Genomic DNA, 25780 nt, shown 5'->3' with positions numbered 1-25780 from the left:
TTATGCCAAAATTCCTAACCAGAATCCAATTATTCCTATTGCAAAGAATCCAAAGATAATCCAAATAGCATTTACTTTTCTCTTCAACAAGTGCATACAAGCAAAAGTAAGTAATAAAGCTAATAATCCAGGCAATAGAGAATCTAAGATACTTTGGACAGTAGTTACAACTTCTTTTCCTGTCGCATCTTTATATTTAGACAATACTAACGGAACATTTATTGAAGTCCATTTAGAAACCAAGGCTCCCATTACGAAAAGTCCTAAAATAGAAGCACCTTGAGTTAATTTTTGAATAACTCCACCTTCCATATCCCCAACGATTTCAGTACCTTTTTCATAACCATATTTTAATCCATACCATCTAGTCAAAACTCTTGCGATATTTATTCCAATGAAGAAAATCAATGGACCTAATAAATTTCCTCCAGCAATAGCTAGTGAAGCTCCAAGTGCCGCTAAAACTGGTCTTAATGTTCCCCAGAAAATTGGATCTCCAACTCCAGCAAGTGGTCCCATAAGCCCTACTTTAATACCACTTATAGTTGCATCATCAATGTCTACTCCATTTGCTTTTTCCTGTTCCATCGCAGCCGTAACACCCATTATAGTTGAACCAATCCAAGGTTGAGTGTTAAAGAATTCCAAATGTCTTTTTAATGCAGCTGCTTGATCTTCTTTCTTAGAATAAAGTCTTTTTATTGCAGGAATCATCGTTACACAAAATCCCATTGACTGCATTCTTTCAAAGTTAAAAGAACCTAATAAAGTAGTAGATCTCCAATACATGCTTTTCAAATCTTTATCAGTTAATTTTTTTTCTACATTATTTTCTGCCATTTTTCTTACCTCCTATAGTCCTTCCAATTCATCGTCAGCTTCTTCTGCAATTCCGGCTCCACCGCCATCATTTCCACCACTTGGCAAAACAATAGAAGCGTGATATTTAAGATTTAATTGAATGTACAAGATTGCAAGACATAGTCCCAAAATACCTAAACCAACTAAGGTGAACTACTCCCGCTTTTAGAAGCGGGAGCTTCTTGGGAAGTATCTGCTTTTGTTAGCCAAATATATTTACCAAGCTCTTCGGGTAGTTCCTACCCTGTTTTTTTATTTCCTAATATTTCAACATTTCTTTTCCAATATCTTTTATATTCAGTGCCGCATTGTAATCTCTATCAATTTCAATCCCACAGCACTCACATTTATAACTTCTTTCTGATAATTTCAGTTCCTCTTTAACATTTCCACATTTACTGCAAGTTTTCGATGATGGAAACCACTTATCTATCTTCAAAAATTGTTTCCCTAAAAACATCAACTTGTACTCAAGCATTTTCAAAAACATTCCCCATCCATTATCTTCTACACTTTTCCCAAAATTTAATGCCTGACTCATCCCTTTCATATTCAAATCCTCAACAACCACAGCATTATATTCTTCAGACAATTTTTTTGATAATTTATGTAGAAAATCTCTTCGACAATTTTTGATATACTCATGCAATTTTGATATTTTCATTTTTTGTTTATACCAATTTTTAGAAAATTTTACTTTTCTCGATAATGATTTCTGTAATTTTTTCAATTTTTTCTCCAACATCCTAAAATATCTTGGATAATCAGCCCTTTGGTTTTCAGAACTGACAAATAATTCAGACATAGAAAAATCAAGCCCAATTACTTTATCATTACTTGGCATTTTTTGAATTTCTTTTTCAAATTCTGTCAAAATAGAAACATAGTAATTTCCATTACTGTTTGTCAATGTTACTGACTTTATCTTGTAATCCTTCGGTATTTCTCTATGATATTTCAATTTTACTTTTTTCAATTTTGGCAAAATCAAATATTTACCTTTCTCAATTCGTATCGAATTATTCACACAATTTGTCGTGTAACTTTTAACATTATTCTTTTTAGATTTGAACCTCGGAAATTTCGCTCTCTTTTGAAAGAAATTCGTAAACGATCGTTTTACATTTAATTGAGCATTTGAAAGTGCCAGACTGTCTACTTCTTTTAAAAATTGATTTTCACTTTTCAAACTGGCAGGTGTAATTATTTTATTCTTCCCAGTTTCTTCATAAATTTTATTAGCAGTATACAGAATCGTATTGTAAACAAAACGAACACATCCAAAAGTCTTGTTTATCAATAATTCTTGCTCCTTATTTGGATAAATTCTGTATTTGAATGCTAAATTATATTTCATAAAATTACACCTCCTTTTGATTTTGAATATATTTTTTAATTATCTCTAACGGTGCACCTCCAACACTTACAACTAAGTAACTTCTACTCCAAAAATATTCTTTCCACAATCTTCCCCTTATTTCAGGAAATTCTTTTTTTATCAACCTGCTGGAAGCACTTTTGTAAGTATTTACAAACTTAGAAAGTTCAGTATTAGGCATAGCATTAATCAACATATGAATATGATCAACATCATGTTCCCATTCTTTAAGAACAATGTTATACTTCGGACATATTCTTTCAAAAATCTCTTTCAATCTATTAGAAATTTCATCATTAATTACTTCTCTTCGATATTTTATACAAAAAATCATATGATAATTTATATCAAATACTGAATGATAATTACTATTATATGACATTATTATTACCTACTTTTATAATATTTCACTGAATAAATTATATCATAAATATATCCTTTTTTCAATTTTTTTTTACAAAAAAAAGCAATTCATCTCCCGCTTGTAGAAACTGGAGACTTCTTGCTATCTTTTGTTAAAATTTTTTAACCATTTGTAATTTAAATAAATATAATATCTCTGTAATTTAATTTTTCTTGTTCCCCCATTTTCTGACAAAGGGCCTTGATTATACATTCATTTATTTTTACAACTGCCTAAATTAAAATTTTTTATTTCATATTTTTAGTATACCTCAATAAAATGTATTGTCAATATCAATTTTTGAAAAAATTTATATTTATCTGTTTTTTTGGTTATAAAATTATAAAAAAATTAAATAATAAAACTATATTACAAAGTTGAATACAGAATATTCTGAAAAAAATACTATTTCTCGTACTAAATTCGCTTGAGTGCAACAAAAATACCAAATTTCAAATTAATTATTTTGCTTTATTTATTTCTAAAAAAAAATTTGATATGCTACGATTGAAATAAAAAATAAGATATGCTAGAATTAATAAAGAAAATAAAATTAAAGGAAAAATAATAAAATGCAAGAAAGTAAAAATTTAAATACAGATAATAAAAAAAACTTTTTTTATAAAACTTATGAATATAAAAAGGGGAAAGCTATAAAAATTTTTTTTGGCTTAACGAGAGAAAAAGGGAAAAACTCCTTAAAAGTTGCAGAATATTTGAAAAAAGATTTTCCAGAATTGAATTTTATGAAAATAACAAGGTATAAGGTTATAAAATATACTCCATTCCACATAAAGATAGAAACTGTCTTGGAAAATATAAATAAGACATTTAATGGAAATTTTATATCCTATTATGATTATCTTATGGAAAAGAATGATTTTGAAATTACATACAAAACAATTGATTTATGGTACAAATTTGAAAAGAAATTTTTTGAAAAAGGATATTATCACATGGACTTTAGCTTAGGAAATTTTTTTGTGGATAAAAATAATGGAAGAATTGCGTTTATTGACTTTGATGACATTGTTAGAAAACCTCCTTTTTTTAGAAAATGGCTTTATTTGACGAAATCTATTAGAAGTTTTGAAGGATCTATGAAATTTTTTCTGTCAGTAAAAAAATTTTCTAGAGAAGAAAATAAAAGGATTATTGATAAGTTAGAAGAAATTAAAAAAATATACAATGTTATTTCAAGAGAAAAAGATATAAGAAAAACTGAAAAAATTTTAAATAGATAGAAAAATATATCCCAGTCAAATAAATGACTGGGATTTTTTTATTATCTATCAAATTGTTGTTGTTGCTGTTGCAGTCTTTGTTGCATAATACGTTGCTGCTCGATGGCATTTGGAGTTTTCACAAGAGTTACTGATACTTCTGTTGGTTTTCCATTTCTAAATATAGTTAATTTTACAGATTGACCAACTTTTTTAGCGGCTATTTCTCCAACGAAGGCACCTGCAGAATTTACTTCTTTTCCATCAACTGCCGTAATAACGTCATTTTGAGCAATTCCTGCTGCTGCGGCTGGACCATTTGGAACAGAACCAGCTACAAATACTCCATTTGAAGATTTTAAGTTAAGAGCTTTTACTTTGTCTGCATCTAAATTACCTAAATATATACCAATGTATGGCTTTTCAAATTTACCAGTTGCAATAATTGAATCTTTTACAGTCATTACTAAGTTTGCAGGAATTGCAAATCCGATTCCTACACTTCCTCCACTTTGTGAATAAATCGCAGTATTTACTCCTATAACCTTTCCTGTTATGTCAATTAATGGACCTCCACTATTTCCTTGGTTAATTGCGGCATCAGTCTGAATAAAGTTTTCAATTTCTTCAATTCCTAGTGAACTACGTCCAGCAGCACTTACGATTCCAACAGTCATTGAGTCATTTAATCCTAACGGATTTCCAAAGGCAATTGACCATTGTCCAATTTGAACTTGATCTGAATTTGCAAATTCCAGCGGTTTAAATGTTTCGTTTGAATCTATTTTTAATACGGCAATATCAACTTCAGGCGAAGTTCCTACAAGTTTTGTACGGTATTCACGTCCATTTGAAAATTTCACATAAATTTCATCTGCACCGTCAATAACGTGATTATTTGTAACAACATACCCATCTTTTGAAACTACAAATCCTGAACCAAGCGAACCAGATTCACGTTTTTCTTGACCTCCAGAACGTCCATATAGCAATTCTTCCAAAGGATTGTAAGTATTTACTGTAACAGTTTTTTTCGTTCTAATATTTACGATTGAATCTTTAACGCTATTATGCACGCCTACAAAGGCATCTTGCATTTGTGCCGCATTCTTAGTATATTTTTTCAGCTCTTCTGGTGAAATTGTTTTCTGCTGTTCAGTATTTGCTGTGTTACCTATGCTTTCTGAATTATTTCCAGTTTTATTAGAGCAGCTTAAAACTAAAAATAAGATTGAAAGCAAAGTAAATTTTTTATTTTCCTTTTTTATAAAATTCATTTTTGTCATATTTAATTACCTCGTTTCTATTATATCAAAATCACTTTATACTAAACCCTATTTAAAAAATGGAAGATATTTTTATTCATTTTCTGGCAAGAGGTCAAGACCGCTTATTAAACAGAATTTACAATAGTTCCATTACTTTAACGGGAAATAGTATTAGTTCCTGCCCAAAGGATTGGATATATTTTAGTGAATAAAAGTTTTTTATCCTTATGATTTTTATTTGAATTTCATTTATTAGCAATATTTTTGGTAAATTTATAAATATTTTGCTAGATAAATTTTAAATTTTCTCGATTAAATAAGAATTTTTGCCTATATAAACTCTATTTCTCTATCTTGTTTTTTCTCCTATAATATGTTATCCTATATTCAGCAAAATTAAAAAAATAAAGTTTTAAAAATATTGTATTAATTGAATTTCATAGACTTTTACAAATAATTATAAAAATAAGGAGAAAAATTAATAATGTTTAATAATTTAGGAGATAGATTTAAGGATATATTTAAAAAAGTCAGCGGCCAGGGAAAGTTGACTGAAAATAACATGAAAGATGCTTTAAGGGAAGTGCGATTGGCATTGCTTGAGGCAGATGTAAATTATACTGTGGCTAAGAATTTTGTGGCAAAAATTAGGGAAAAAGCTCTTGGGGAACAGGTTATTAGCGGGGTTAATCCAACACAGCAATTCATTAAGATTGTAAATGATGAATTGGTAGAAGTGCTGGGAGGTTCAAATGTTTCAATTGCTAAAGCTGAGAAAAATCCTACAATTATAATGCTTTCTGGACTTCAAGGAGCTGGGAAAACTACATTTTCTGGAAAATTGGCTAAACATCTGAAATCAAAAGGGGAAAAGCCGTTTTTAATTGGAGCAGATGTTTATAGACCTGCTGCTAAAAAGCAATTAAAGGTATTGGGAGAGCAGGTGAAAGTTCCAGTATTTACGATTGATGAGAGTACAGATGCATTGGAAATCGTAAAACAGGGAATTGAGGCTTCAAAGGCGGAGCATGCAACTTATGTAATTATTGATACGGCAGGAAGATTACACATTGATGAGCAGCTTATGCATGAATTGCAGGATATAAAGGACAGTTTTAATCCAAATGAGATTTTGCTTGTCGTTGATGGAATGACTGGGCAGGATGCGGTTAATGTGGCAAAGGAATTTAATGAACAGCTTGATATTACTGGGGTTGTACTTACGAAACTGGATGGAGATACTCGTGGAGGAGCTGCCCTTTCAGTAAAGGAAGTTGCAGGGAAACCAATTAAATTCATAAGTGAAGGCGAAAAGCTGGACGACATCGCACCATTTCACCCAGACAGGCTTGCTTCACGTATTCTTGGAATGGGGGACGTTGTTTCCCTTGTAGAAAAAGCACAGGAAGCCATTGATGAAAAAGAAGCCAAGAAAATGGAGGAAAAATTTAGAAAGAATCAATTTGATTTTGAAGATTTTTTAAAGCAATTTAAAATGATAAGAAAAATGGGATCAATTGCGGGAATTATGAAAATGATACCTGGAGTTGACACAAGCATGATTGACATGGGAATGGCTGAAAAGGAAATGAAAAAGGTTGAAGCAATCATTTTTTCAATGACAGTTCAGGAAAGACGTGACCCAAAACTTCTAAAAAATGGAAGCCGTAAAATGAGAATTGCCAAAGGAAGCGGAGTTCAAGTGAATGATGTAAATAAATTAATAAAACAGTTTGAACAAATGAAACAAATGATGAAAATGTTTAACAGTGGCGGTATTCCAGGACTTGGCGGAGGATTTTTGAAGGGCAGAAGAAAATAAAAAATATGGAAATCAGTAAGGCATAGGAAATTTCAATGCCTTTTTTTATAAAAATATTAATTTGAAGGGAAGGAAAAAGAAATGAAAAAAGCTATTTTAGTAACAAGTTTTGGAACATCACATAGGGATACACGGGAAAAATGCCTTGATTTGATTCAAAGGGAAGTGGAGGAAAAATATGGGAGTGAAAACGTGGAAAGAGCTTATACCTCAAGAATTATAAGACGAATAATAGAAAAAAATGAAGGGATTCACATATTTGATCAGGAGGAAGGGCTGAAAGCTTTGAAAGATAGAGGATTTGAAAAAATAATAACAATGTCGCTGCATATTATAGATGGAATTGAATATTCAAAACTTAATGACAAATATGGAAAAATATCAAAGCCGCTTTTGATAGATGACAATGATTTTAAGAAAATTGTAGAAAATGAAAAGTTTAATGATCTTGAGGGAAATGATGCCATAGTGTTTATGGGGCATGGAAGTGAAAGTACCGCAGATTGTACTTATCAGAAATTACAGAATGAATATTTAAAAGCTGGAAAAAATAATATTTTCATAGCTACTGTTGAAGGAAAAGTGACTATTAAGGATATTATTGAAAAAATGAAGGAAAAAGACTTTAAAAGGATATTATTAAAACCTCTTATGATAGTGGCTGGAGATCATGCTAAAAATGATATGTCTTCTGATGATGAAGATTCGTGGAAAACAATATTAAAAAATGAAGGCTATGAAGTAACAGCTGTTTTAAAAGGAATGGGAGAATATAAGTTTATTCGTGAAATGTTTATGGATAAACTGAAAGATATTTATTATCTAGCTTGACAAATATAGGAAATATAATATAATATTTATAAAGAATAATAGGCGTTTTGCAAACTTAATAAGGAAATCGGTTAAAATCCGATACAGCCCCCACTACTGTGAAACTGACGAAAGTACAAAAATCCACTGAAATATTGTAAATATTTTGGGAAGGGTACAAGTAGGATGAAGTTAGTCAGGAGACTTACCTAATATTTTTATATAAAATTTTCTGGGAAGGGAAGATTTGATATACATCAATAAAATAAATCACTATTGATTTATTCCATAAAATTATTATGGATATTTTGACGTATATTAAATTCGGCTTTGAGCTGATTTTTTTTTAGATTGTCTAATGTCAAATAAATTGTGGAAGGAGAAAGTATGAAAAAGAGAACATTATTGTTTTTAGTTTTAACTAGTATGCTATTAATAGGTGTAAACGGTTATTCAATGCACATTATGGAAGGATTTTTACCAATAAATTGGGTTATCGTGTGGTTTGTTGTGTGTATTCCATTTTGGATTTTGGGAATAAAAAGGCTTCAGGTTGTTTCTAAGGGAAGTATTAAAGATAAAATGACGCTTGCATTGGCGGGAGCATTCATTTTTGTGCTGTCGGCATTGAAGATTCCGTCAGTTACAGGAAGTTCATCGCATCCAACAGGAGTAGGGCTTTCGGCTATTTTGTATGGACCGTTTGCAACTTCAATTTTAGGGACAATTGTATTGATATTTCAGGCTGGATTGCTTGCTCATGGAGGATTTACTACTCTTGGGGCGAATACGGCTTCAATGGCGATTGCTGGACCGATTGTCTCATACTTGATTTATAAGGGACTTGCTAAGAAGAACAGGGCAGTTGCAATATTTTTGGCAGTGGCAATAGGTGATCTTGCAACTTATGTTGTTACATCTTTTCAACTGGCACTTGCGTATCCGTCGCCTGAAGGTGGAGTACTCGCTTCATTTATCAAATTTGGAATGGTGTTTGCAGTAACTCAAATTCCACTTGCTATAATTGAAGGACTGCTTACAAATGTTGTAATGAATATACTTGAAAAATATGAAGTAAAAGGGGTGGAAGCGTAATGGCAGAGAATAAAAATAAAAGTGTTTTTAAAAAGAATATTATTTTAATAGTTTTAATACTTTTGATAGGTGTCGTTCCATTGCTTCTTGTAAAATCAGAATTTGGTGGTTCAGATGATAAAGGAGAAGAAGTAATTAAAACGATAAAACCTAATTATGAGCCTTGGGCTAAAAATTTAATAGAATTGCCTGGAGATGAAACAGAAAGTTTACTTTTTGCGTTGCAGGCGGCAATAGGTGCAGGAGTTGTAGGGTATGTTTTAGGATATTTCAAGGGTGAAAGAAAAAATGCTCATAGATAAGATATCTTACACAAATCCCATAAAAAATATTAATCCTGGAATAAAATTTACATTGTCAATGATGACATTAGTATTTTTGCTTTATACAAGAAGTAAGGCAGTATTTATCTTTGATTTAATACTGTTTAATTTGCTTCTTCTGTTTATTGTTAAAGTAAAAGCAAGAGATATGCTGAAGCTAAATTTTATTCCAGCTTTATTTATTTTATCAACCGTAATTTCATTGTGGTTAATAAAAGCGGATATTTGGACATTTTTGTTACGTTCATTTTCGTCAATATCAGTAATTTATTTCCTTATTTGCTCGACACCAGTTGTAGATTTAGATTATATATTTGAAAAACTGAAATTTCCAAAAATATTTAGGGAGATGTTTTTATTAATTTACAGATATATATTCTTATTGTTTGATAATAAGGAAAAGCTCAAAAATGCACAGGAAGTACGGCTTGGATATGGCAGTTTTAAAAACGGGATGAAATCGTTTCCAATGTTGGTAGTCGCAATATTTAAAAAAACACATTACTACAACCTTAATTCTATAAAAGCTGTAGAATCAAGAATGGGAAAAGAATTCATCTTTTCTCATAGAAAATACAAAAAAATTGGATTTGAAATAATTTTTGCAATAATAATAATTGCAATAAACTTATATTTGGTGGTAAAATAAAATGCTTAAACTTGAAAATATAACTTTTTCGTATGACAATGAAACTGAAGCGTTAAAAAATATAACTCTGGATATTGAAAAAGGTAAGAAAACATTATTTCTTGGGGAAAATGGCTCAGGAAAATCAACTTTATTTTTAATAATGAATGGACTTTTGAAGGCACAAAAAGGGGATATTTACTTTGAAGGGAAGAAGGTTAAATATAAAAAAAAGAACTTAGAGGAATTGAGGAGAAAAGTTGGAATAATTTTTCAAGATCCTGAAATACAAATTTTTGCTCCATTAGTTTTTCAGGAAGTGGCTTATGGACCTGAAAATCTTGGATATTCTAAGGAAAAAGTGGAAGAAAATGTTAATAGAGCAATGAGGGAAATCAATATTGAAGATTTGAAGGACAGACCTTGTCATCACCTAAGTTACGGTCAGAAAAAACGGGTTTCAATAGCGGCGATTACGGCAATGGAGCCAGAATTACTAATTTTAGATGAGCCGACAGCTTGGCTGGATTCTAAAAATACAAGAAGCGTTTCTGAAATTTTGGATAATTTTTCCAAAGCTGGAAAAACTCTTGTGGTTTCGACACATGATGCGGATTTCGCTTATGAATTTGCTGATTATATTTATGTTCTTGATAAAGGGAAAATTGTAAGGCAAGGTAATAAAGATGAAGTCTTTGAGGATTTTGAATTTTTGAAAAAACTAAATTTGAATGTGCCAAACGTGTTGAAAATTAAAAGTTATCTCAAGTATAAAAATCTTGATGAAAATGATTATTATAAATTTTTGGAGGAAAAAAATTTGTTATGAAAAAAATATTAATATCAGGAACGATGAGCGGGAGTGGTAAAACTACAGTAAGTAGTATTTTAATGTCTGCTTTGGAAAATGTAGCTCCGTTTAAGGTAGGACCAGATTACATTGATCTGACTCATCATGAGGTATTTACAGGACACCATTCACACAATTTGGATATTTTTATGACAGATGAGGACGCTGTGAGACAGATATTTGAGATGTATTCGCAAGGCAGGGATATTTCTATTGTTGAGGGTGTTATGGGACTTTATGATGGAATTGGGAACGAAAAAGACAATTTTAGTACGGCTCATTTGGCGAGAGTACTTGATATTCCTGTGATTCTAGTTGTGAATGCTAAGGCGATTTCGACGAGTATTGCGGCAGAAGTTCTTGGATTTAAGATGTTTGATGAACGAATGAATATAAAAGGTGTGATTCTTAACAATGTTTCTTCACAAAAATTGTATGAGAGCTTGAAGGAAGCAGTTGAGAAATATACGGGAATTGAATGTTTGGGCTACATTCCTAGAAATGAGCTACTTGCTACAGAGAGTCGACATTTAGGCTTGAAACAGGCTTTTGAAGAAGATAATGCACGAAAACAGGAGTTATTTAAGGAAATTGCACAAAATTGCTTGAATTTGAAACGAATAAAAGAAATTGCACAAGAATTTGAGTCAAGTCGAAATATGGACAATTATGCGAAAATAGGACATCTAAAAGATAAATTTAAAGGAAAAAGAGTAGCGATTGCAAGAGATGAAGCGTTCTCGTTTTACTATGAAGCAAATATTGATTTGATGAAATTTTGTGGAGTAGAAATAGTTGAGTTCAGTCCAATTCGTGATAAGGAAATTCCTGAAAATATAGATTTTATCTATTTTGGTGGAGGCTATCCCGAATTATTTGCAAAAGAGTTAAGTGAAAATATTTCTATGAAAAATAGTATTGTTGAAACGTGTAAAAATAACGTGAGAATATTTGCAGAATGTGGTGGATTTATGTATTTGGCAAAAAAATTACGTTTATTAAATGGAGAAATTTTTGATATGTGCGGAATTTTCAATATTGAAATTGGGATGAGAAAACGCTTAAATATTGGAAGGTTTGGGTATGTCAATATTGAAACTTCAAATGGGATAAAATTGCGAGGGCATGAATTTCATTATTCGGAAATTTTGGAAAATAATGAAGTGGACAGAAATAACTCAAAAGGCTATTTTTATGATATTTACAAGAATAATGGGAAAGAGTGGAAATGTGGGTATGTGAAAAATAATGCGATAGCTGGGTATCCACATATTCATTTTTACTCGAATGTGGAGTTTCTTGAGTTCTTGTTGAATGTGAAGAGAAATTAAGAAGATTTTGAAGAGAAATTTTAATTTTAAAAATTTTTATCAAAAGATAGCAAGAAGTTTCTGTCTTCTACAATTGGGAGTATTTCACGATTGTTAAAAAAATGAGAAATTTTTGATTTTTTTGAAAAATAATGAATTAGAAGTGTGAAAAATGATAAAAAGAAAGGAGAGTGTGGTAGTTATTATCGCACAATGAAATATGTCATATATTAAAGATCCAAAATCAATAGAAGTGAGAAGTTTTGAAATAATAACTGAAGGGTTGGCTGGGAAAGCTGACCATTTTAGTGAGGAAGAGCAATTAATTGTGAAAAGACTGATTCATACTACAGGAGATTTTGATTATGTAAATATTGTTCAATTTCAAAATAATCCGATTGAGTCGGCGAAAGAAGCATTAGAAGCTGGGAATTGCAGAATTTATTGCGATACTAATATGATTGTTAACGGTTTAAATAAAAATGGATTGAAAAAATTTGGAGCTGAGGCTTATTGCTTGGTAGCGGATCCAGATGTGGCGAAAGAGGCGAAAGAAAGAGGGATTACACGTTCGATGGTTGGATTGGAAAGAGCGTTAAAGGATCCGCAAACGAAAATTTTTGTGATTGGGAATGCACCAACAGCGTTGTTTACATTGCTTGAAAAAATGGATAAAGAAGGAGAAAATGTACCAAAATTAATAGTTGGAGTTCCAGTTGGATTTGTGGGATGTCCTGAATCGAAGGCTGAGCTTTCAAAATACAATGTTCCGTTTATAAGAACGAATGGGACGAAAGGTGGAAGCACAGTTGCAGTCGGTATAATGCACGGAATCCTTTATCAAATGTACGAAAGGGATAAATATTTTAATAATTAATTATAATTTTATGTGAAAATTAATTAGTGAATTTATCAATATCTGAAAGTTTATTTTAATTTTTGTATTTTAATTTTTTACAATGAAAGATAATATAAATTATTGATTTAAAGTATTTTCAGATATACTTTAGTACAATTTTGGAGAAATAAAAAATGGAAAATTATGTATATTTTAACGGTAGAAAATTGCGATATGGATATACTACTGGAAGTTCAGCAACGGCAGCGACTAAGGCGGCATTGTTACTTTTGCTTGGGAAAGTCGAAAAAATTGAAGCAGTTGAAATAGACGTTCCAGCAGGTCAAAGGATAAAAATTGGGATTAAATCTTTTGAAAAGACAAAGGATTATGCGACGGCGACTGTTGTAAAAGACGGGGGAGATGACCCTGATGTGACACACGGTTTAGAGATTGTTTCAAAAGTGAGTTTTAGAAAAGATGATAAAATCAATATTTTTGGAGGAAAAGGAGTTGGAAAAGTTACAAAAGTTGGACTTCCTGTTGAAGTTGGAAAATCAGCGATTAATCCAACGCCAATGAAAATGTTGATAAATATTGTTGAGGAGTTTCTTCCAAATGGAAAAGGAGTCGATGTTGAAATAAGTGTGCCTTTGGGTGAGGAAGCTGCAAAAAAAACAATGAATGGAAAGTTAGGAATTATAGGCGGAATTTCGATTCTCGGAACAATGGGAATTGTGCGACCGATGTCTGAAGAGTCATGGAAAGCCTCTTTGGCGATAGAATTGAAACAGAATTTGACATATTTTAATACGAAAACAGCAATATTTCTTTTTGGAAATCGTGGAAAAATGTTTTTGAGCAAGGAATTTCCAAAAAGAGCTAAAGAAGGTGTTGTAATTAGTAATTTTGTCGGATATATGTTTGACAAAGCGTGTGAATTTGAGGTTAAGAAAGTTTATTTTATTGGTGAGTTGGGAAAATTTGTAAAAGTGGCAGGAGGGATTTTTCATACACACAGCCGAGTTTCTGATGCGAAAATGGAAATTTTAGCTGCAAATGCCTTATTAGTTGGAGAAAAATTGGAAAATATATACAAAATTCTGGAATCAAATACGACTGAAGAAGCCTCTGGATACATTGAAAAAAAGGAAGTTTTCAATTTGTTAGCTGAAAAGGCAAAACAAAAATGTGAGGAACATTGCAGAAAAAATGGCTGGGATTTGGAGGTAGAAACGTTGATTTTATCGGCTGAAAAAAAGGTTATTGGACAAAGCAAGGACTTTTTTAAAGATTTCTAAAATTTTCTTTTTGCTTGTTATAAAAATAAATATTGTAAAAAATTATAGTTTTGAAAAGAGGAAAAATGGAAAAAATACAAATTCTAGGGCTTGGGCCTGGAAATTTAGACTATACATTGCCGATTGTTTTGAAGAAAATTAAGGAATCGGAAGTAATTGTCGGTGGAAAACGGCATATTGAAAGTTTGGGAGAGTATGCGGCAAATAAGGAATATTGCTACATTTCAGCTGATTTGCAAAAAGTTCTGGATTTCATAAATGAGAATCGACATAAAAAGATTTCCGTGATTGTGTCTGGAGATACCGGATTTTATAGCCTTTTGACTTTTATGAAAAAACATTTTGAAAGTGAAGAGCTAGAAGTTATTCCAGGAATTTCATCGGTTCAGTATATGTTCGCAAAAATTTCAGAATATTGGTATGATGCTTGTATTGCCAGTGTTCATGGGAAGGAATTCGATTTTGTGGAAAAATTAAATGAGTATGAGAAAATTGGATTGTTGACTGATTTTAAAGAAAATACACCACAGAAAATAGCACAAAGATTACTGGAAAATAATTTTGAGAATGTGGAAATTTTTGTTGGAGAAAATTTATCTTACGAGAATGAGAAGATTTATCAATTTAAAGCAAATGAATTGGTGAATTATGAAGAGAAATTTGGAATGAATGTGGTAATTTTAAGAAAATAGGCAAATTTGAAAATTTCAATTGCTTTTTTCATTTCCTATGGTATAATTAAAATGGATAATTAGTTTATAATAATTATAAAAATATAAATACTTTAAATTATATATTAAGAAAGAAAGGAGAGGCTACTTTTTATAATAATTTGACAGATATACAAAATTTGTCCTAATTATCAATAATAAATTAGGATTAAGTAGCAAATAAAAAATGAAAAAAATACTGTTATTAATTGGCTTGATTGCCACGTTATCCAGCTGCGGCGGCGGTGGCGGCGGTTCACAGACATCTCAAGCAACTCCTACACCTAATCCAAATAAACCAACTGAAAATCCATCTCAAATCCCCGGAAATATTGGTGACAAAAGTAATTTTAATCCAAGTCAGGATATTGGAAATTCTGAATCAAACAATAATTCTAACTCTGGACAAAGTACTGGAAATTCTACAACAAACAACAGTTCTAATTCTGGACAACAAAGTCAAGTACCCATCCCAAATAATTTTGAAAAACCTACAAATCAGGGCATAATGACTGGAAAAGGTGTACAAGTGGCAGTTTTAGATGAAGATTTTATTACTGATAATGAAACAATGAAATATTACAAAGTTGGACAAACTTTCGAGAAAGTAAAAAAAGATGAATTTAAAGGAAGACTAGATTCAAATTATCCAGTTGCTACAGGTCATAGTCCAAGTAAAAATGATCACGGATTGAGAGTAGCTACAATACTTGGTGGTGAAAGCGGTAATGGAGCAAAAGGAGCCACAATACACGGAGTATCTTTGGGAACACAAAGTACTGGATTAATTATAAATGTAGATAGATACAAAGAATTACAAGCTAAAGGTGTAAGAATATACAACCAATCTCTTGGAATACCTCAAGAATTTTCTCCTGCAACTTATAGAAACGATTTATGGGAATCTATTAAAACTGTTGGAATCTGGACTCAAGATAAAATGGATCAAAAGGTAGATGAGTTAATAAATTTCTACAAAAAAGCTGTTAATGAAGGTTCACTATTTGTCTGGGCAGCTGGAAATTATAAAGCAGATAAAACTGAGCTTACAGCAGTATCTGTTCAGTCGGGGTTACCAATAGCAATCCCTTCATTACAAAAAGGTTGGATAGCAGTAGTAGGTTTAGAAGAACAGGCTGACGGAAGTGCAAAAGATTTTCCAAAACATTTTGCATGGGCAGGAGAAAGTGCAGCATATTGGACTATTTCCGCAAATGGACGTTGTGAATTGCCAGGTTGTTCTTCACCAGGTTCATCAAATGCGGCTCCAAGGGTTACAGCAACAGCTGCAAAAGTTAAAGAAAGATTTCCTTGGATGACAGGACACGAAATTCAGCAGACAATTTTAACGACAGCAACTAAAATAAATACATTATTAATCGGTAATGGAGATGTAAGTTCAAGATATGGATGGGGATATTTGAATGAAGAAAAAGCATTAAAAGGACCTGCTCAATTTGACAATATTCTTCTTGTTGGTAAAAAAGCTTCAGATAACGGATTAAAGGGACAATTTAATGCAAATATCGGAAATTCGATGACTTCAATTTTTGAAAATGATATTAAAGGTGACGGTGGATTAAAAAAATCTGGAAACGGAACATTAATTTTGACAGGGAATAATAGTTATGCTGGAAATACTACCATAGATGAAGGAAAATTAGAAATATATGGAAATAATACTTCTGATATAACAATAAATTCACAAGGAACACTGGTAACTTATCCAACGGCTATAATAAATAAAAAGGATGGTGAGCCAAAAAGTATCTACAATAATGGAGGGACTTTTGAAAATAGAGGTTCTGGAGCTATTATAACGGGAAATTATATAGCAACAGCTGGTTCTATAACAAAAGCAGAAATTGGTTCTAAACTTATAGTTAATGGAACAGTGAATTTAAATGGAGAGAGTGCAACATTACAAACTTTGAGCAACGGAAGATATATTACAGCAAAACCATTATCGACAGCTGTAATTGAAGCAGGAAAAGGGATTAAAGGAAATTTTGCAAATGTTGAAACAACTGAATTGGTAAATGGTTCAACGGAAGTTAAAGGAAATCTATTGAATGTTAATTTAAGCAGGAAAAATGTGCTGGATTATGTAAAAGAATTTAAGGAAACTGATATAATGCAAGAAAATACAGCACAAAATATCGAAACAGCCTTTCAAAAACTAGATGAAATAATTGAAAATGGAACTGCTGAAAACATTGCCCAATTTGAAAGAAAGGCTGCGACTTTACAAGCTCTTACTTCTTTAAATAGGGCTGCTGTTTTAGACAGTTTATCAGGACAAATCTATGCTTCAGCTCAAGCATTGACTTTTCAACATTCACAAACTGTAAATAAAGATTTATCAAATAGACTTGTAATGCTTGGAACGCTCGACAATGTTGGGGATAAATTCGGACTTTGGGTATCAGGTTTTGGTGCAAATGGAAAATTAAAGCAAGATGGATACGGAACAGGAGATACAAAAGTATTTGGAGGACAAGTAGGAGTTGACAAGCAATTTGGTGAAAATTTAATTTTAGGAACGGCATTATCTTATTCAAAAGCTGATGTTAAATTTGATAGATATGGTGGAAAATCTAATGCAAATAATTTTGGAGTTTCGTTATATGGAAGATTAGGCAATAAAAATAAGCCATTGTATTTGCAAGGTCGTCTGGGAGCAGGATTTGTTGACAGCGATGTTGAAAGAGATATTATTTTAAGTAGCAATGACTATTCACGAGCAAAAATTAATCATAACGATAAAATTTATTCAGGATACTTGGAAACAGGGTATGACATTAAAAATAAAAATGAAGATTTTGTCTTAACACCATTTGCAGGATTAACTCACGACACACTTCAAAGAGGTTCATTCTCTGAAAAAGAAAGCCAATTTGGACTTACAGCGACTAGGAAAAATTACAGCCAGACTGCAGCATTAGTAGGACTTAGAGTTGGAAAATCTGTAAATTGGTCTAGTGGAAGCAAAACAACTTTCCAAGGATACGTAACTCACCAAAAAGCCTTTAAAGATGAAGATTTAAGCTTTGATGCAAGATATACTGGACTTCCAGGAGCAAAATTTAAAGTAAAAGGTATCGGACTTTCAAAAAATAAAACTTGGATAGGTGCAGGAGCATTAACAGAAGTAAATAAAAATTTTGGCTGGTATGTAAATTACGATGGTTCTGTTGACAGCAAAAAAGGTAAAGGAAACAGTAATGTATACACAACAGGAGTTAGAATCAACTTTTGATTAAACTAAATTTATAAAATACATTCTTTAATAATTAGAAAACTCTGATATTAAAGAATGTTTTTTTTTAGATATTATAGAAATTATCAGTATTGTAAACTTTTTTCTTTTTTAAAAATTTTATTTTTCAGCTTGATAAAAAATTGAGGAGTACATGTTTAGCATAGATATATTTTTACATAAAATATTAATAGTATCATCAATATAAATATTTTTAATTAATAAATTGACAAAGAACAGAAAAATTACTAGAATGTAGATAATGATTTATGAAAAATAAGGAGCGAGAAATTTGTTATGAATAACTTATTTAATCAGAAAATACTAGCTAAAAAAGCTGAAGAAGAAGTCGATTTAAGTAAACATAAGTTTTCTGAAAGAAGAAAGGCACTAAATAAATGGATAAATAATCTTGAAAATGGTGTTTTGGATAAATCGAAAGAAGAAGAATTTCAAGGAGAATTTTTGTACGATATTTTTACAACTGTATTGAGAGCTGTGAATAAATCGGATGGAAAAAATGAATGGAATTTAGAAAGAGAAACTAAAACAAAGTTAGATGGGCAGAAGGCTGATGGAGTTTTGGGATTTTTTGATGCAGATGGAAAAAAAGATGTCAGGGCTGTAATTGAGCTGAAAGGTGCAAAAGTTTCGCTAGATGTAAGGCAGAAAAGAACCGGTGATACAAGAACGCCTGTAGAACAGGCTTTTAACTATGCTCCAAAATATGGAAAGAACTGTCAATGGGTTATAGTTTCAAACTATAAGGAAATAAGGCTTTACAGGTCAAATGATATGACAGAATATCAAGTGTTTTTTCTTGAAAAATTAAAAGATGATTTAGAATTTAAGAAATTTATTTACATTCTTTCATTTTACGCTTTGGTAGGAACTGAAAAGAAAAAGGCAAAAACAATAGAACTTTCTGAAGAATATCAGAAAAATCAATCTGAAATTGAGAAGAAATTTTATAACGAATATAAAGCTATTAGATTACATATCTTTGAAAATATGCGGAAAAATAATCCCACAGTAAATGAAAATACGATAATTGAAAAAGTTCAAAAATTATTGGATAGATTCCTGTTTATCTGCTTTTGTGAAGACAAAGGATTATTGCCAAATAATATTTTTCATAAAACTTTGGAAAAAGGTAAAAACTTTGGAGATGTTTTTGAAGTTTTTAAAATGCTTTGCAATTGGATAAATTTAGGAAATCCGAGAAAAAATATTTCTCATTTTAATGGAGGTTTATTTAAAAATGACGATATTTTAGAGAGTCTTTATGTGGATAATGAAGTTTTTGAAGAAATGAAAAAAATATCTGAATATGATTTTGACTCTGAACTGAATGAAAATATATTAGGGCATATTTTTGAGCAATCTATAAGCGATATAGAGGATTTGAAAAAAGAATTAAATGGGGAAGAATTTGACAAGAAAAAAGGGAAACGTAAAAAAGACGGAATTTTTTACACACCAAAATATATAACCAAATACATTGTAGAAAATTCGATAAAAAACTGGCTTGACGACAAACGAAAAGAGCTAGGCGAAGATAAACTTCCTGAACTTACAGAAAAAGATTTTGAAATAGAGTATACTCGTAAAAAAAATGAAAAAAGAACTTATGAAAAAAGAATTTATAGTGAAAATTTAAAAAAGCATATAGAATTTTGGACAAAATACAGAGAGGCTGTAAAAAATATAAAAATCGTAGATCCAGCTTGTGGAAGCGGAGCATTCCTAATCACAGCCTTTGAATATTTATTAAATTATAACAATTACTTAAACGATAAAATTTTTGATTTAACTGGAATAAAAGATTTGTTTTCAGATACAACAAAGGAAATCTTGCAAAATAATATATTTGGAGTGGATTTGAATAAGGAAAGTGTAGAAATCACGAAATTATCATTGTGGCTAAAAACTGCTGATAAAAATAAAACATTGGCTACACTTGAAAATAATATAAAATGTGGAAATTCGTTGATTGATGATGCTGAAATTGCTGGGGAATTGGCATTTGATTGGGAAAAAGAGTTTCCGCAAGTGTTTAAAAATGGTGGATTTGATGTTGTGGTAGGGAATCCGCCGTATTTCAATGTTCAAACATTTGGAGCGAAATCACCAATAGTAAGTTATTTAATGGATAAATATTCAGAAATATGGCAAGATAAAAGTGATATATTATTTTACTTTATTTATAAGGCATTGAAAATATCAAAAGGAGAAGTAGGCTTTATAATCTCAAATGCTTTTTTATTTTCAGATAAAGCTCAAAAATTAAGAAATTATATTGTTGAAAAGAGAAGGTTAGAAAAAATAATAAATTTTGAAAAATATATGATTTTTGAAGAGGCTTCTATAACATCTTGTATAGTGATGTTTGGTAAAGAAAATAGAAAAGTTAAAGGAATAAATTTAAAAGAAAAAAATTACAGTAATGATGAAATTTTAAAATATTTGAATGGAAATAAAGAATATGAAATTGAATTAAAAAAAGATGATGTATTTGCAATAGTTGATAAACAAATACAAAAATTAAATACCAAAATAGATGAAAATAATCCAAAATTACAAGATTTAGTAATAATAGGAAAGGGAATGGAAACAGCAGCAAATGATATATTTTTATTTGGAAGTAATAACTTAAATTTCCCAAATGAGTTTATGAAAAATCACATTAGTGGAGAAGCAATAAGTAAATATACAATAAAAAACAGTCAAAAAAAATTACTATATTTTGAAAATATAGAAAATTTTGAAGATTTACCTATAGAAATAAAAGAATATTTAGAAAAAAATAGAGAAAAATTAAATGACAGAGCAACAGTTAAAAATGAGGGTAGAATTTGGTGGAGATATTCAAGACCGATGCACAAAGAATATTATCATTTAAATAAAATATGGTGTTCTTATAGAAGTACAACTAATGAATTTTGTTATGATGATACAAAAGAATATATCGGATTAACAAATACGACAGTTATTTTTGATACAAATGAAAAAATTAAACTTAAATATTTATTAACAATATTAAATTCAAAATTATTTAAATTTCGTTACAGTTCTATTGGAAAACAAACAGGAAGTGGAGTTTATGAATATTTTTCAAATGGAGTGGGAAAATTTCCAATAAAAGAAATTTCATTACAAAAACAAGAACCATTTATCGAAAAAGCTGATAAAATGTTATTTTTAAACAAAAACCTTCAAGAAATTTCACAAAAATTCCAACGAATGATTATGAGAGAACTTGGTTTAGAAAAAATTTCTACTAAATTACAAAATTGGTATTTATTGAATTTTGATGAATTTATAAAAGAGTTATCAAAAGTAAAAGTGAAATTAAGCCTTTCGCAAAAAGCTGATTGGGAGGATTATTTCATTGCAGAAAAATCAAAAGCAGAAACATTAAACAATGAAATTACAAAAACGGATAAAGAGATTGATGGGATGGTTTATGAGCTGTATGGGTTGAGTGAGGAGGAGATTAGAATTATTGAGGAGAATTAAATTTTTTAATTTTGAAAGATATTAAAATTATAATTTTTTCAAAAAGAAAAATAAATGGAGGAAAATATGTACTTAAAAAGTTTGGAAATAAAAAATTTTAGAAAATTTGGAGATAAAAATAATATCGTTGAGTTCATAAATTCTAAAGATACTCCTGAAGGAACTGAAATTAATGTAGCACAAAATACAACTCTAATTATCGGAAAAAATAATTCAGGAAAAACAACAATAATAGAAGCATTAGATACTTTAGTAAATGGTAAATTTACAGGTTCAGATTTTAATTTTTTTTATTTAAAAAAATTATTTGAAGGTTATGAAAATGAGAATACAAACAAACAATTTCCTGAAATAGAGTTTAAATTAATAATAAATTTGGAAAAAAACAAAAATGATGATATAACAAATTTAGTTCCATTGATGACTTTAGAAGACTTAGATGATACTGAAATAGAATTAAAAATTAAAATTGTTTTGGAAGAATCACAAGAATTTTTAGGTGAATTTGATAAAATAATAAATAAAAAAATATCGGGAACAGAAAAATTTTTAAAAATTATAGAACAAATGAATAAAATAGGGTACAAAACAAAATTTTATAGAAATGATGATATTGAAATAGAAAATTTTAAATTGGATAAATTAATAAATGTTGTTTCTATTAAAGCAAATAATGTTTCGGATAAGAATAGTTTAAAAATGCATTTAATAAAATAATTAGCTATCGTTTTAATGAAAAACATCCTAAATCAAGTAAGTATTTTCCAAACAAAGAAAAAGTAGAAAGTAAATTTGATGAGTTAAATAAAGATTTGACCGAAACTATTACTATCGGACAAACAAATAATATTAATGATACATTATCAAGTGTAATTTCTCAAGATAATTTAAAGATTTTTTTGAATTCTGATTTGTCTTTAGATAAAGCATTAAACGATTTAGTTAATTATCAATATCTTGATAAAGAAATTCCTATTCCAGAAAATCAATTTGGACTTGGATATACAAATCTTGTTATGATTATTGCTAATTTAATTGATTACATTGATAAATATGAAGGGGATATGTCAAATAGTAAAATTAATTTAATATGTATTGAAGAACCTGAAACGTATATGCATCCACAAATGCAAGAATTATTCATAAAATATATAAATGATGCGATAAATAAGTTATTGTCAAAAGAAGATAAAAAAAATCTTAACAGTCAATTAGTTATATCAACACATTCATCACATATTTTGAATAGTAAAATTCATAGTGGAGATGGATTTGATAATATAAACTATGTAACTTTTAAAAACAATGAGTCGAGAATAATTATTTTAAAAGATGAAAAAATAACTCCGAAGAATTTAGAAACGAATAAAAAAATGGAGCATTTAAAATTTATAAAAAAACATATAAAATTTAAAGTTTCGGAATTATTTTTTTCAGATGCAGTTATTTTGGTTGAAGGGGATACAGAATATAATTTGTTACCTTTGTATATAGATGAAAATGAATATTTAAAACAAAAATACATAACAATATTTAATATAGGTGGAGCATACGGACATTTGTATAAAGAATTATTTGAACTGATAGAATTACCAGTTTTAATAATAACAGATTTGGATATTAAACGAGAAAAAATAGAGGGAAAAAATGGGAAGAAAAAAAATGATATAAGCCAAATAGAAAAAATTGAAGAAAATATGCAATCAACTAATACCACTTTAAAATTTTTTAATAAAAATAATGAAATGATTGTTAATATAATTAAGGAAGAATATATAAAGAATAAAAATATAATTGTATGTTACCAGAATAAAATTTATGAATATTATCCTACAAGTTTTGAAGAAGCATTTATATTAACTAATTTTGATAATAAGATATTAAATAAAGTACTTAAGAATATTTTACAAAGAACTTATTCAAGAATAGTCAAGAATGATTATGAAAATAATAAAAAAAATTCTTATGAATGGCAATTTAGGATAGGAGAAAATAACAAAAAAACAGAATTAGCGAACGAATTATTTTATCATATTGTAACAACTAATAAGAATAATAAAATTCCTGAATTACCAGAGTATATAAAGAAAGGGTTAGATCAATTAGACAAATTACTCAGAGAAAATGGTGAAATAAAAAATGTTATCAAAAATAAATGATAAAAATTTATTAAAAGAAAAAGAAATTTTAAAAAATTTATTTAAAAATATATCTAAAAATAAAAGTACTCTTTTTAATGCGGGAGCAGGTGCAGGGAAAACCTATTCTCTAATTGAATGCTTAAAATATGTTATAAGAGAAGAAGGAAGAAATTTAGAGAATAAAAATAAAAAAGTAATATGTATAACTTATACGAATGTTGCAACAAACGAAATAAAAGAAAGATTGGGAAATACTAATCTTATTTTAGTTTCAACAATTCATGAAAGGATTTGGAGTTTGATAAATAATAAACTTTATCAATCTAAGTTAGTAGAAATTCATTTTGAATATACTAAAGAGAAGATAAAAGAAGAAAATGAAAAATTGAAGAAGAATAAGAAATATTTGTTGTATAATAAAGAAGAAAAAAGTTATATTAATGAAATCATATCGAAAACTAATATAAAAATACAATTTTTGAATAAAGATAATTTTGAAGAAGAATTGAAAAAAGAAAATATTTCTGATGAAATCTTTTTTGATATGAAAGTTACGAATTTTAAAGAAATTTATAAAAAACTAAAAAAAATATCTAAACTTGAAAATTGTCTAAAAGAAATAGAAAATAAAAAATATAAAAATATAGAGTATACGCCTTTATTTAATTTTGATGTGTTACATAAAATGAAAATAAGCCATGATACTCTACTAGAATACGGATATAGAATGATAAAAAAATTTGACTTATTAAAACAAATAATAATTGATAAATATCCTTATATTTTTATAGATGAGTATCAAGATACTGATGAAAAAGTAGTTAAAATAATGAATTTATTAGATGAATATTCAAAAAAAATTAATCATAAATTTTATGTCGGATATTTTGGAGATTATGTACAGAATATTTATAATAGTGGAGTAGGTGAATCAATAAAAGAATTGCATACTGATTTAGATAATGTCTATAAAAAATATAATAGAAGATCTGCTAAAGAAATTATTGAAGTTGCAAATAAAATTAAAAAGAATGAATTTCCTCAAGAATCTATATATGAAGATAGTGACGGTGGAACAATAGAGTTTTTTTCTGGAAAAGAAGAAGAAATAAAAGCCTTTTTAGAAAAAGTAGAGAAAGAATGGAATATAACACAAGATAGTCCTTTACATTGTTTTATATTAACAAACAAGTTAATTGCAGAATATTCTGGTTTTCAAGATATTTATGATTTTTTTTATAAAAGTGACTATTATAAAAAGAATTATAACCAATTAACGTCAGAATTATTTTCAAATGACATGACAAAATTAGGAAGTATTCCTAGTTTCTTTTTTAGAATAAGCAAATTTTTAAATGATTTGCAAAATGAAAAAACTTTTGTAACAGATATTTTCAGTAAAGTCTACAGAGGGAAAAATTTAAAACAATTAAGAACTTTAAAAAAAATTATGGTAGAAATTAGAAATAGCAAAAAAGAAACTTTAAATGATTATTTAGAAAAAATATTTGAATTGTATAATAGAAATGAAGATTTAGATTACAAAAAAATAGTAAAAAATGTATTTCAAATTGAAGATATATCCTTAGAAAATATAAAAAAATATATTATTCAAGAACTTTTTGATGATGAATATGGAAATAATATAAATGAAGTTGAAAATTTTTTGAAAATTGAGATTAATCAATATTTTAATTGGTACAGATATTTAATAGAAGAAAAAGGAGAAAAAATATATTATCATACGTATCATGGAACAAAAGGTAGGGAATTTGAAAATGTTGTTATAATAATGGAAAATTCTTTTGGAAGAAATAACAAAAATCTTTTTTTTGATTTTTTTAAAAATTACAATAAGAAAATTGAAGAAAAAGATTTAAAAAAACATAATGAAGCAAGGAATTTGTTATATGTTTCTGTAACTAGAGCAATTAAAAATCTTAAAATATTTTATATAGATGATATTTCAGAATTTTCTGGAAATATAAAGAAAGTATTTGGAGATATAAAAAAGTTTCAATAAATTATAAGAAAGGAGTAA

21 protein-coding genes and 1 riboswitch are annotated in these 25780 nt (G+C 29.0%); of the genes, 16 read left to right on the top strand and 5 right to left on the bottom strand.

Annotated elements, in window-relative coordinates:
* The 4 genes from manZ to tnpA form a co-directional block, all read right to left on the bottom strand.
* Nucleotides 1-840 (bottom strand): PTS mannose transporter subunit IID, encoded by an 840-nt coding sequence (gene manZ / locus F1564_RS00250; protein WP_018450672.1) that lies wholly within the window; start codon nucleotides 838-840, stop codon nucleotides 1-3.
* A gap of 12 nt (nucleotides 841-852) precedes the next feature.
* Nucleotides 853-990 (bottom strand): hypothetical protein, encoded by a 138-nt coding sequence (locus F1564_RS00245; RefSeq protein ID WP_018450671.1) that lies wholly within the window; start codon nucleotides 988-990, stop codon nucleotides 853-855.
* Between the two features lie 130 nt (nucleotides 991-1120).
* Nucleotides 1121-2218 (bottom strand): RNA-guided endonuclease TnpB family protein, encoded by a 1098-nt coding sequence (locus F1564_RS00235; protein WP_018451434.1) that lies wholly within the window; start codon nucleotides 2216-2218, stop codon nucleotides 1121-1123.
* A 4-nt stretch (nucleotides 2219-2222) separates the two neighbouring features.
* Complete coding sequence (tnpA, locus tag F1564_RS00230; RefSeq protein WP_018451433.1) at nucleotides 2223-2621, bottom strand: IS200/IS605 family transposase; 399 nt, start codon at nucleotides 2619-2621, stop codon at nucleotides 2223-2225.
* A 593-nt stretch (nucleotides 2622-3214) separates the two neighbouring features.
* Between tnpA and F1564_RS00225 the strand changes: the two genes are divergently transcribed.
* A complete protein-coding gene (locus F1564_RS00225; protein WP_018451432.1) occupies nucleotides 3215-3886 on the top strand; it encodes a phosphotransferase in 672 nt (223 codons plus the stop codon).
* A gap of 41 nt (nucleotides 3887-3927) precedes the next feature.
* Here F1564_RS00225 and F1564_RS00220 read toward each other — a convergent pair whose 3' ends face one another.
* Nucleotides 3928-5151: a S1C family serine protease gene (locus F1564_RS00220; protein WP_018451431.1), complete on the bottom strand. Its 1224-nt coding sequence runs from the start codon at nucleotides 5149-5151 to the stop codon at nucleotides 3928-3930.
* 466 nt (nucleotides 5152-5617) lie between these two features.
* Between F1564_RS00220 and ffh the strand changes: the two genes are divergently transcribed.
* The 15 genes from ffh (at nucleotide 5618) to F1564_RS00145 (ending at nucleotide 25762) form a co-directional block, all read left to right on the top strand.
* Nucleotides 5618-6955 carry a signal recognition particle protein gene (ffh, locus tag F1564_RS00215; RefSeq protein WP_018451430.1) on the top strand — a complete coding sequence of 446 codons (1338 nt, stop codon included), beginning with the start codon at nucleotides 5618-5620 and terminating at the stop codon, nucleotides 6953-6955.
* 81 nt (nucleotides 6956-7036) lie between these two features.
* Nucleotides 7037-7786 carry a sirohydrochlorin cobaltochelatase gene (locus F1564_RS00210; protein ID WP_018451429.1) on the top strand — a complete coding sequence of 250 codons (750 nt, stop codon included), beginning with the start codon at nucleotides 7037-7039 and terminating at the stop codon, nucleotides 7784-7786.
* A 23-nt stretch (nucleotides 7787-7809) separates the two neighbouring features.
* A riboswitch (cobalamin riboswitch) is annotated at nucleotides 7810-7992 on the top strand.
* A 160-nt stretch (nucleotides 7993-8152) separates the two neighbouring features.
* The gene (locus F1564_RS00205) at nucleotides 8153-8860 is read left to right on the top strand and encodes an energy-coupling factor ABC transporter permease (RefSeq protein WP_018451428.1); all 708 of its coding nucleotides are present in this window, start codon (nucleotides 8153-8155) and stop codon (nucleotides 8858-8860) included.
* Nucleotides 8860-9162 (top strand): energy-coupling factor ABC transporter substrate-binding protein, encoded by a 303-nt coding sequence (locus F1564_RS00200; protein WP_018451427.1) that lies wholly within the window; start codon nucleotides 8860-8862, stop codon nucleotides 9160-9162. The genes F1564_RS00205 and F1564_RS00200 overlap by 1 nt, the downstream gene beginning before the upstream one ends.
* Nucleotides 9149-9832, top strand: coding sequence for a CbiQ family ECF transporter T component (locus tag F1564_RS00195; RefSeq protein ID WP_026231303.1), 684 nt, complete (start codon nucleotides 9149-9151; stop codon nucleotides 9830-9832). The genes F1564_RS00200 and F1564_RS00195 overlap by 14 nt, the downstream gene beginning before the upstream one ends.
* 1 nt (nucleotide 9833) lies before the next feature.
* Nucleotides 9834-10640: an energy-coupling factor ABC transporter ATP-binding protein gene (locus F1564_RS00190; RefSeq protein ID WP_018451425.1), complete on the top strand. Its 807-nt coding sequence runs from the start codon at nucleotides 9834-9836 to the stop codon at nucleotides 10638-10640.
* The gene (locus tag F1564_RS00185; protein WP_018451424.1) at nucleotides 10637-11992 is read left to right on the top strand and encodes a cobyrinate a,c-diamide synthase; all 1356 of its coding nucleotides are present in this window, start codon (nucleotides 10637-10639) and stop codon (nucleotides 11990-11992) included. Before F1564_RS00190 ends, F1564_RS00185 begins: the two co-directional genes overlap by 4 nt.
* A 199-nt stretch (nucleotides 11993-12191) precedes the next feature.
* Entirely contained in the window at nucleotides 12192-12848 is a 657-nt protein-coding gene (locus F1564_RS00180) for a precorrin-8X methylmutase (RefSeq protein ID WP_018451423.1), read from the top strand.
* 155 nt (nucleotides 12849-13003) lie between these two features.
* Nucleotides 13004-14110: a cobalt-precorrin-5B (C(1))-methyltransferase CbiD gene (gene cbiD, locus F1564_RS00175; protein WP_018451422.1), complete on the top strand. Its 1107-nt coding sequence runs from the start codon at nucleotides 13004-13006 to the stop codon at nucleotides 14108-14110.
* Between the two features lie 65 nt (nucleotides 14111-14175).
* Complete coding sequence (gene cbiE, locus F1564_RS00170; RefSeq protein ID WP_018451421.1) at nucleotides 14176-14802, top strand: precorrin-6y C5,15-methyltransferase (decarboxylating) subunit CbiE; 627 nt, start codon at nucleotides 14176-14178, stop codon at nucleotides 14800-14802.
* A 205-nt stretch (nucleotides 14803-15007) separates the two neighbouring features.
* Nucleotides 15008-18079, top strand: a complete 3072-nt coding sequence (locus F1564_RS00165) for an autotransporter domain-containing protein (protein WP_018451420.1) — start codon at nucleotides 15008-15010, stop codon at nucleotides 18077-18079.
* Nucleotides 18080-18376: 297 nt separating this feature from the next.
* On the top strand, nucleotides 18377-21598 hold the full coding sequence (locus F1564_RS00160) for an Eco57I restriction-modification methylase domain-containing protein (protein WP_018451419.1): 3222 nt from the start codon (nucleotides 18377-18379) through the stop codon (nucleotides 21596-21598).
* Between the two features lie 66 nt (nucleotides 21599-21664).
* Nucleotides 21665-22315, top strand: a complete 651-nt coding sequence (locus tag F1564_RS10450) for an AAA family ATPase (RefSeq protein ID WP_172965189.1) — start codon at nucleotides 21665-21667, stop codon at nucleotides 22313-22315.
* A complete protein-coding gene (locus F1564_RS00150) occupies nucleotides 22312-23757 on the top strand; it encodes an ATP-dependent nuclease (protein ID WP_149201874.1) in 1446 nt (481 codons plus the stop codon). The genes F1564_RS10450 and F1564_RS00150 overlap by 4 nt, the downstream gene beginning before the upstream one ends.
* Nucleotides 23738-25762: a UvrD-helicase domain-containing protein gene (locus F1564_RS00145; protein WP_018451416.1), complete on the top strand. Its 2025-nt coding sequence runs from the start codon at nucleotides 23738-23740 to the stop codon at nucleotides 25760-25762. Before F1564_RS00150 ends, F1564_RS00145 begins: the two co-directional genes overlap by 20 nt.
* The last annotated feature ends 18 nt before the right edge of the window (nucleotides 25763-25780 follow it).

Source organism: Leptotrichia shahii, assembly GCF_008327825.1.
Lineage (GTDB): Bacteria > Fusobacteriota > Fusobacteriia > Fusobacteriales > Leptotrichiaceae > Leptotrichia > Leptotrichia shahii.
This window is presented reverse-complemented; position numbering and strand designations above follow the sequence as displayed.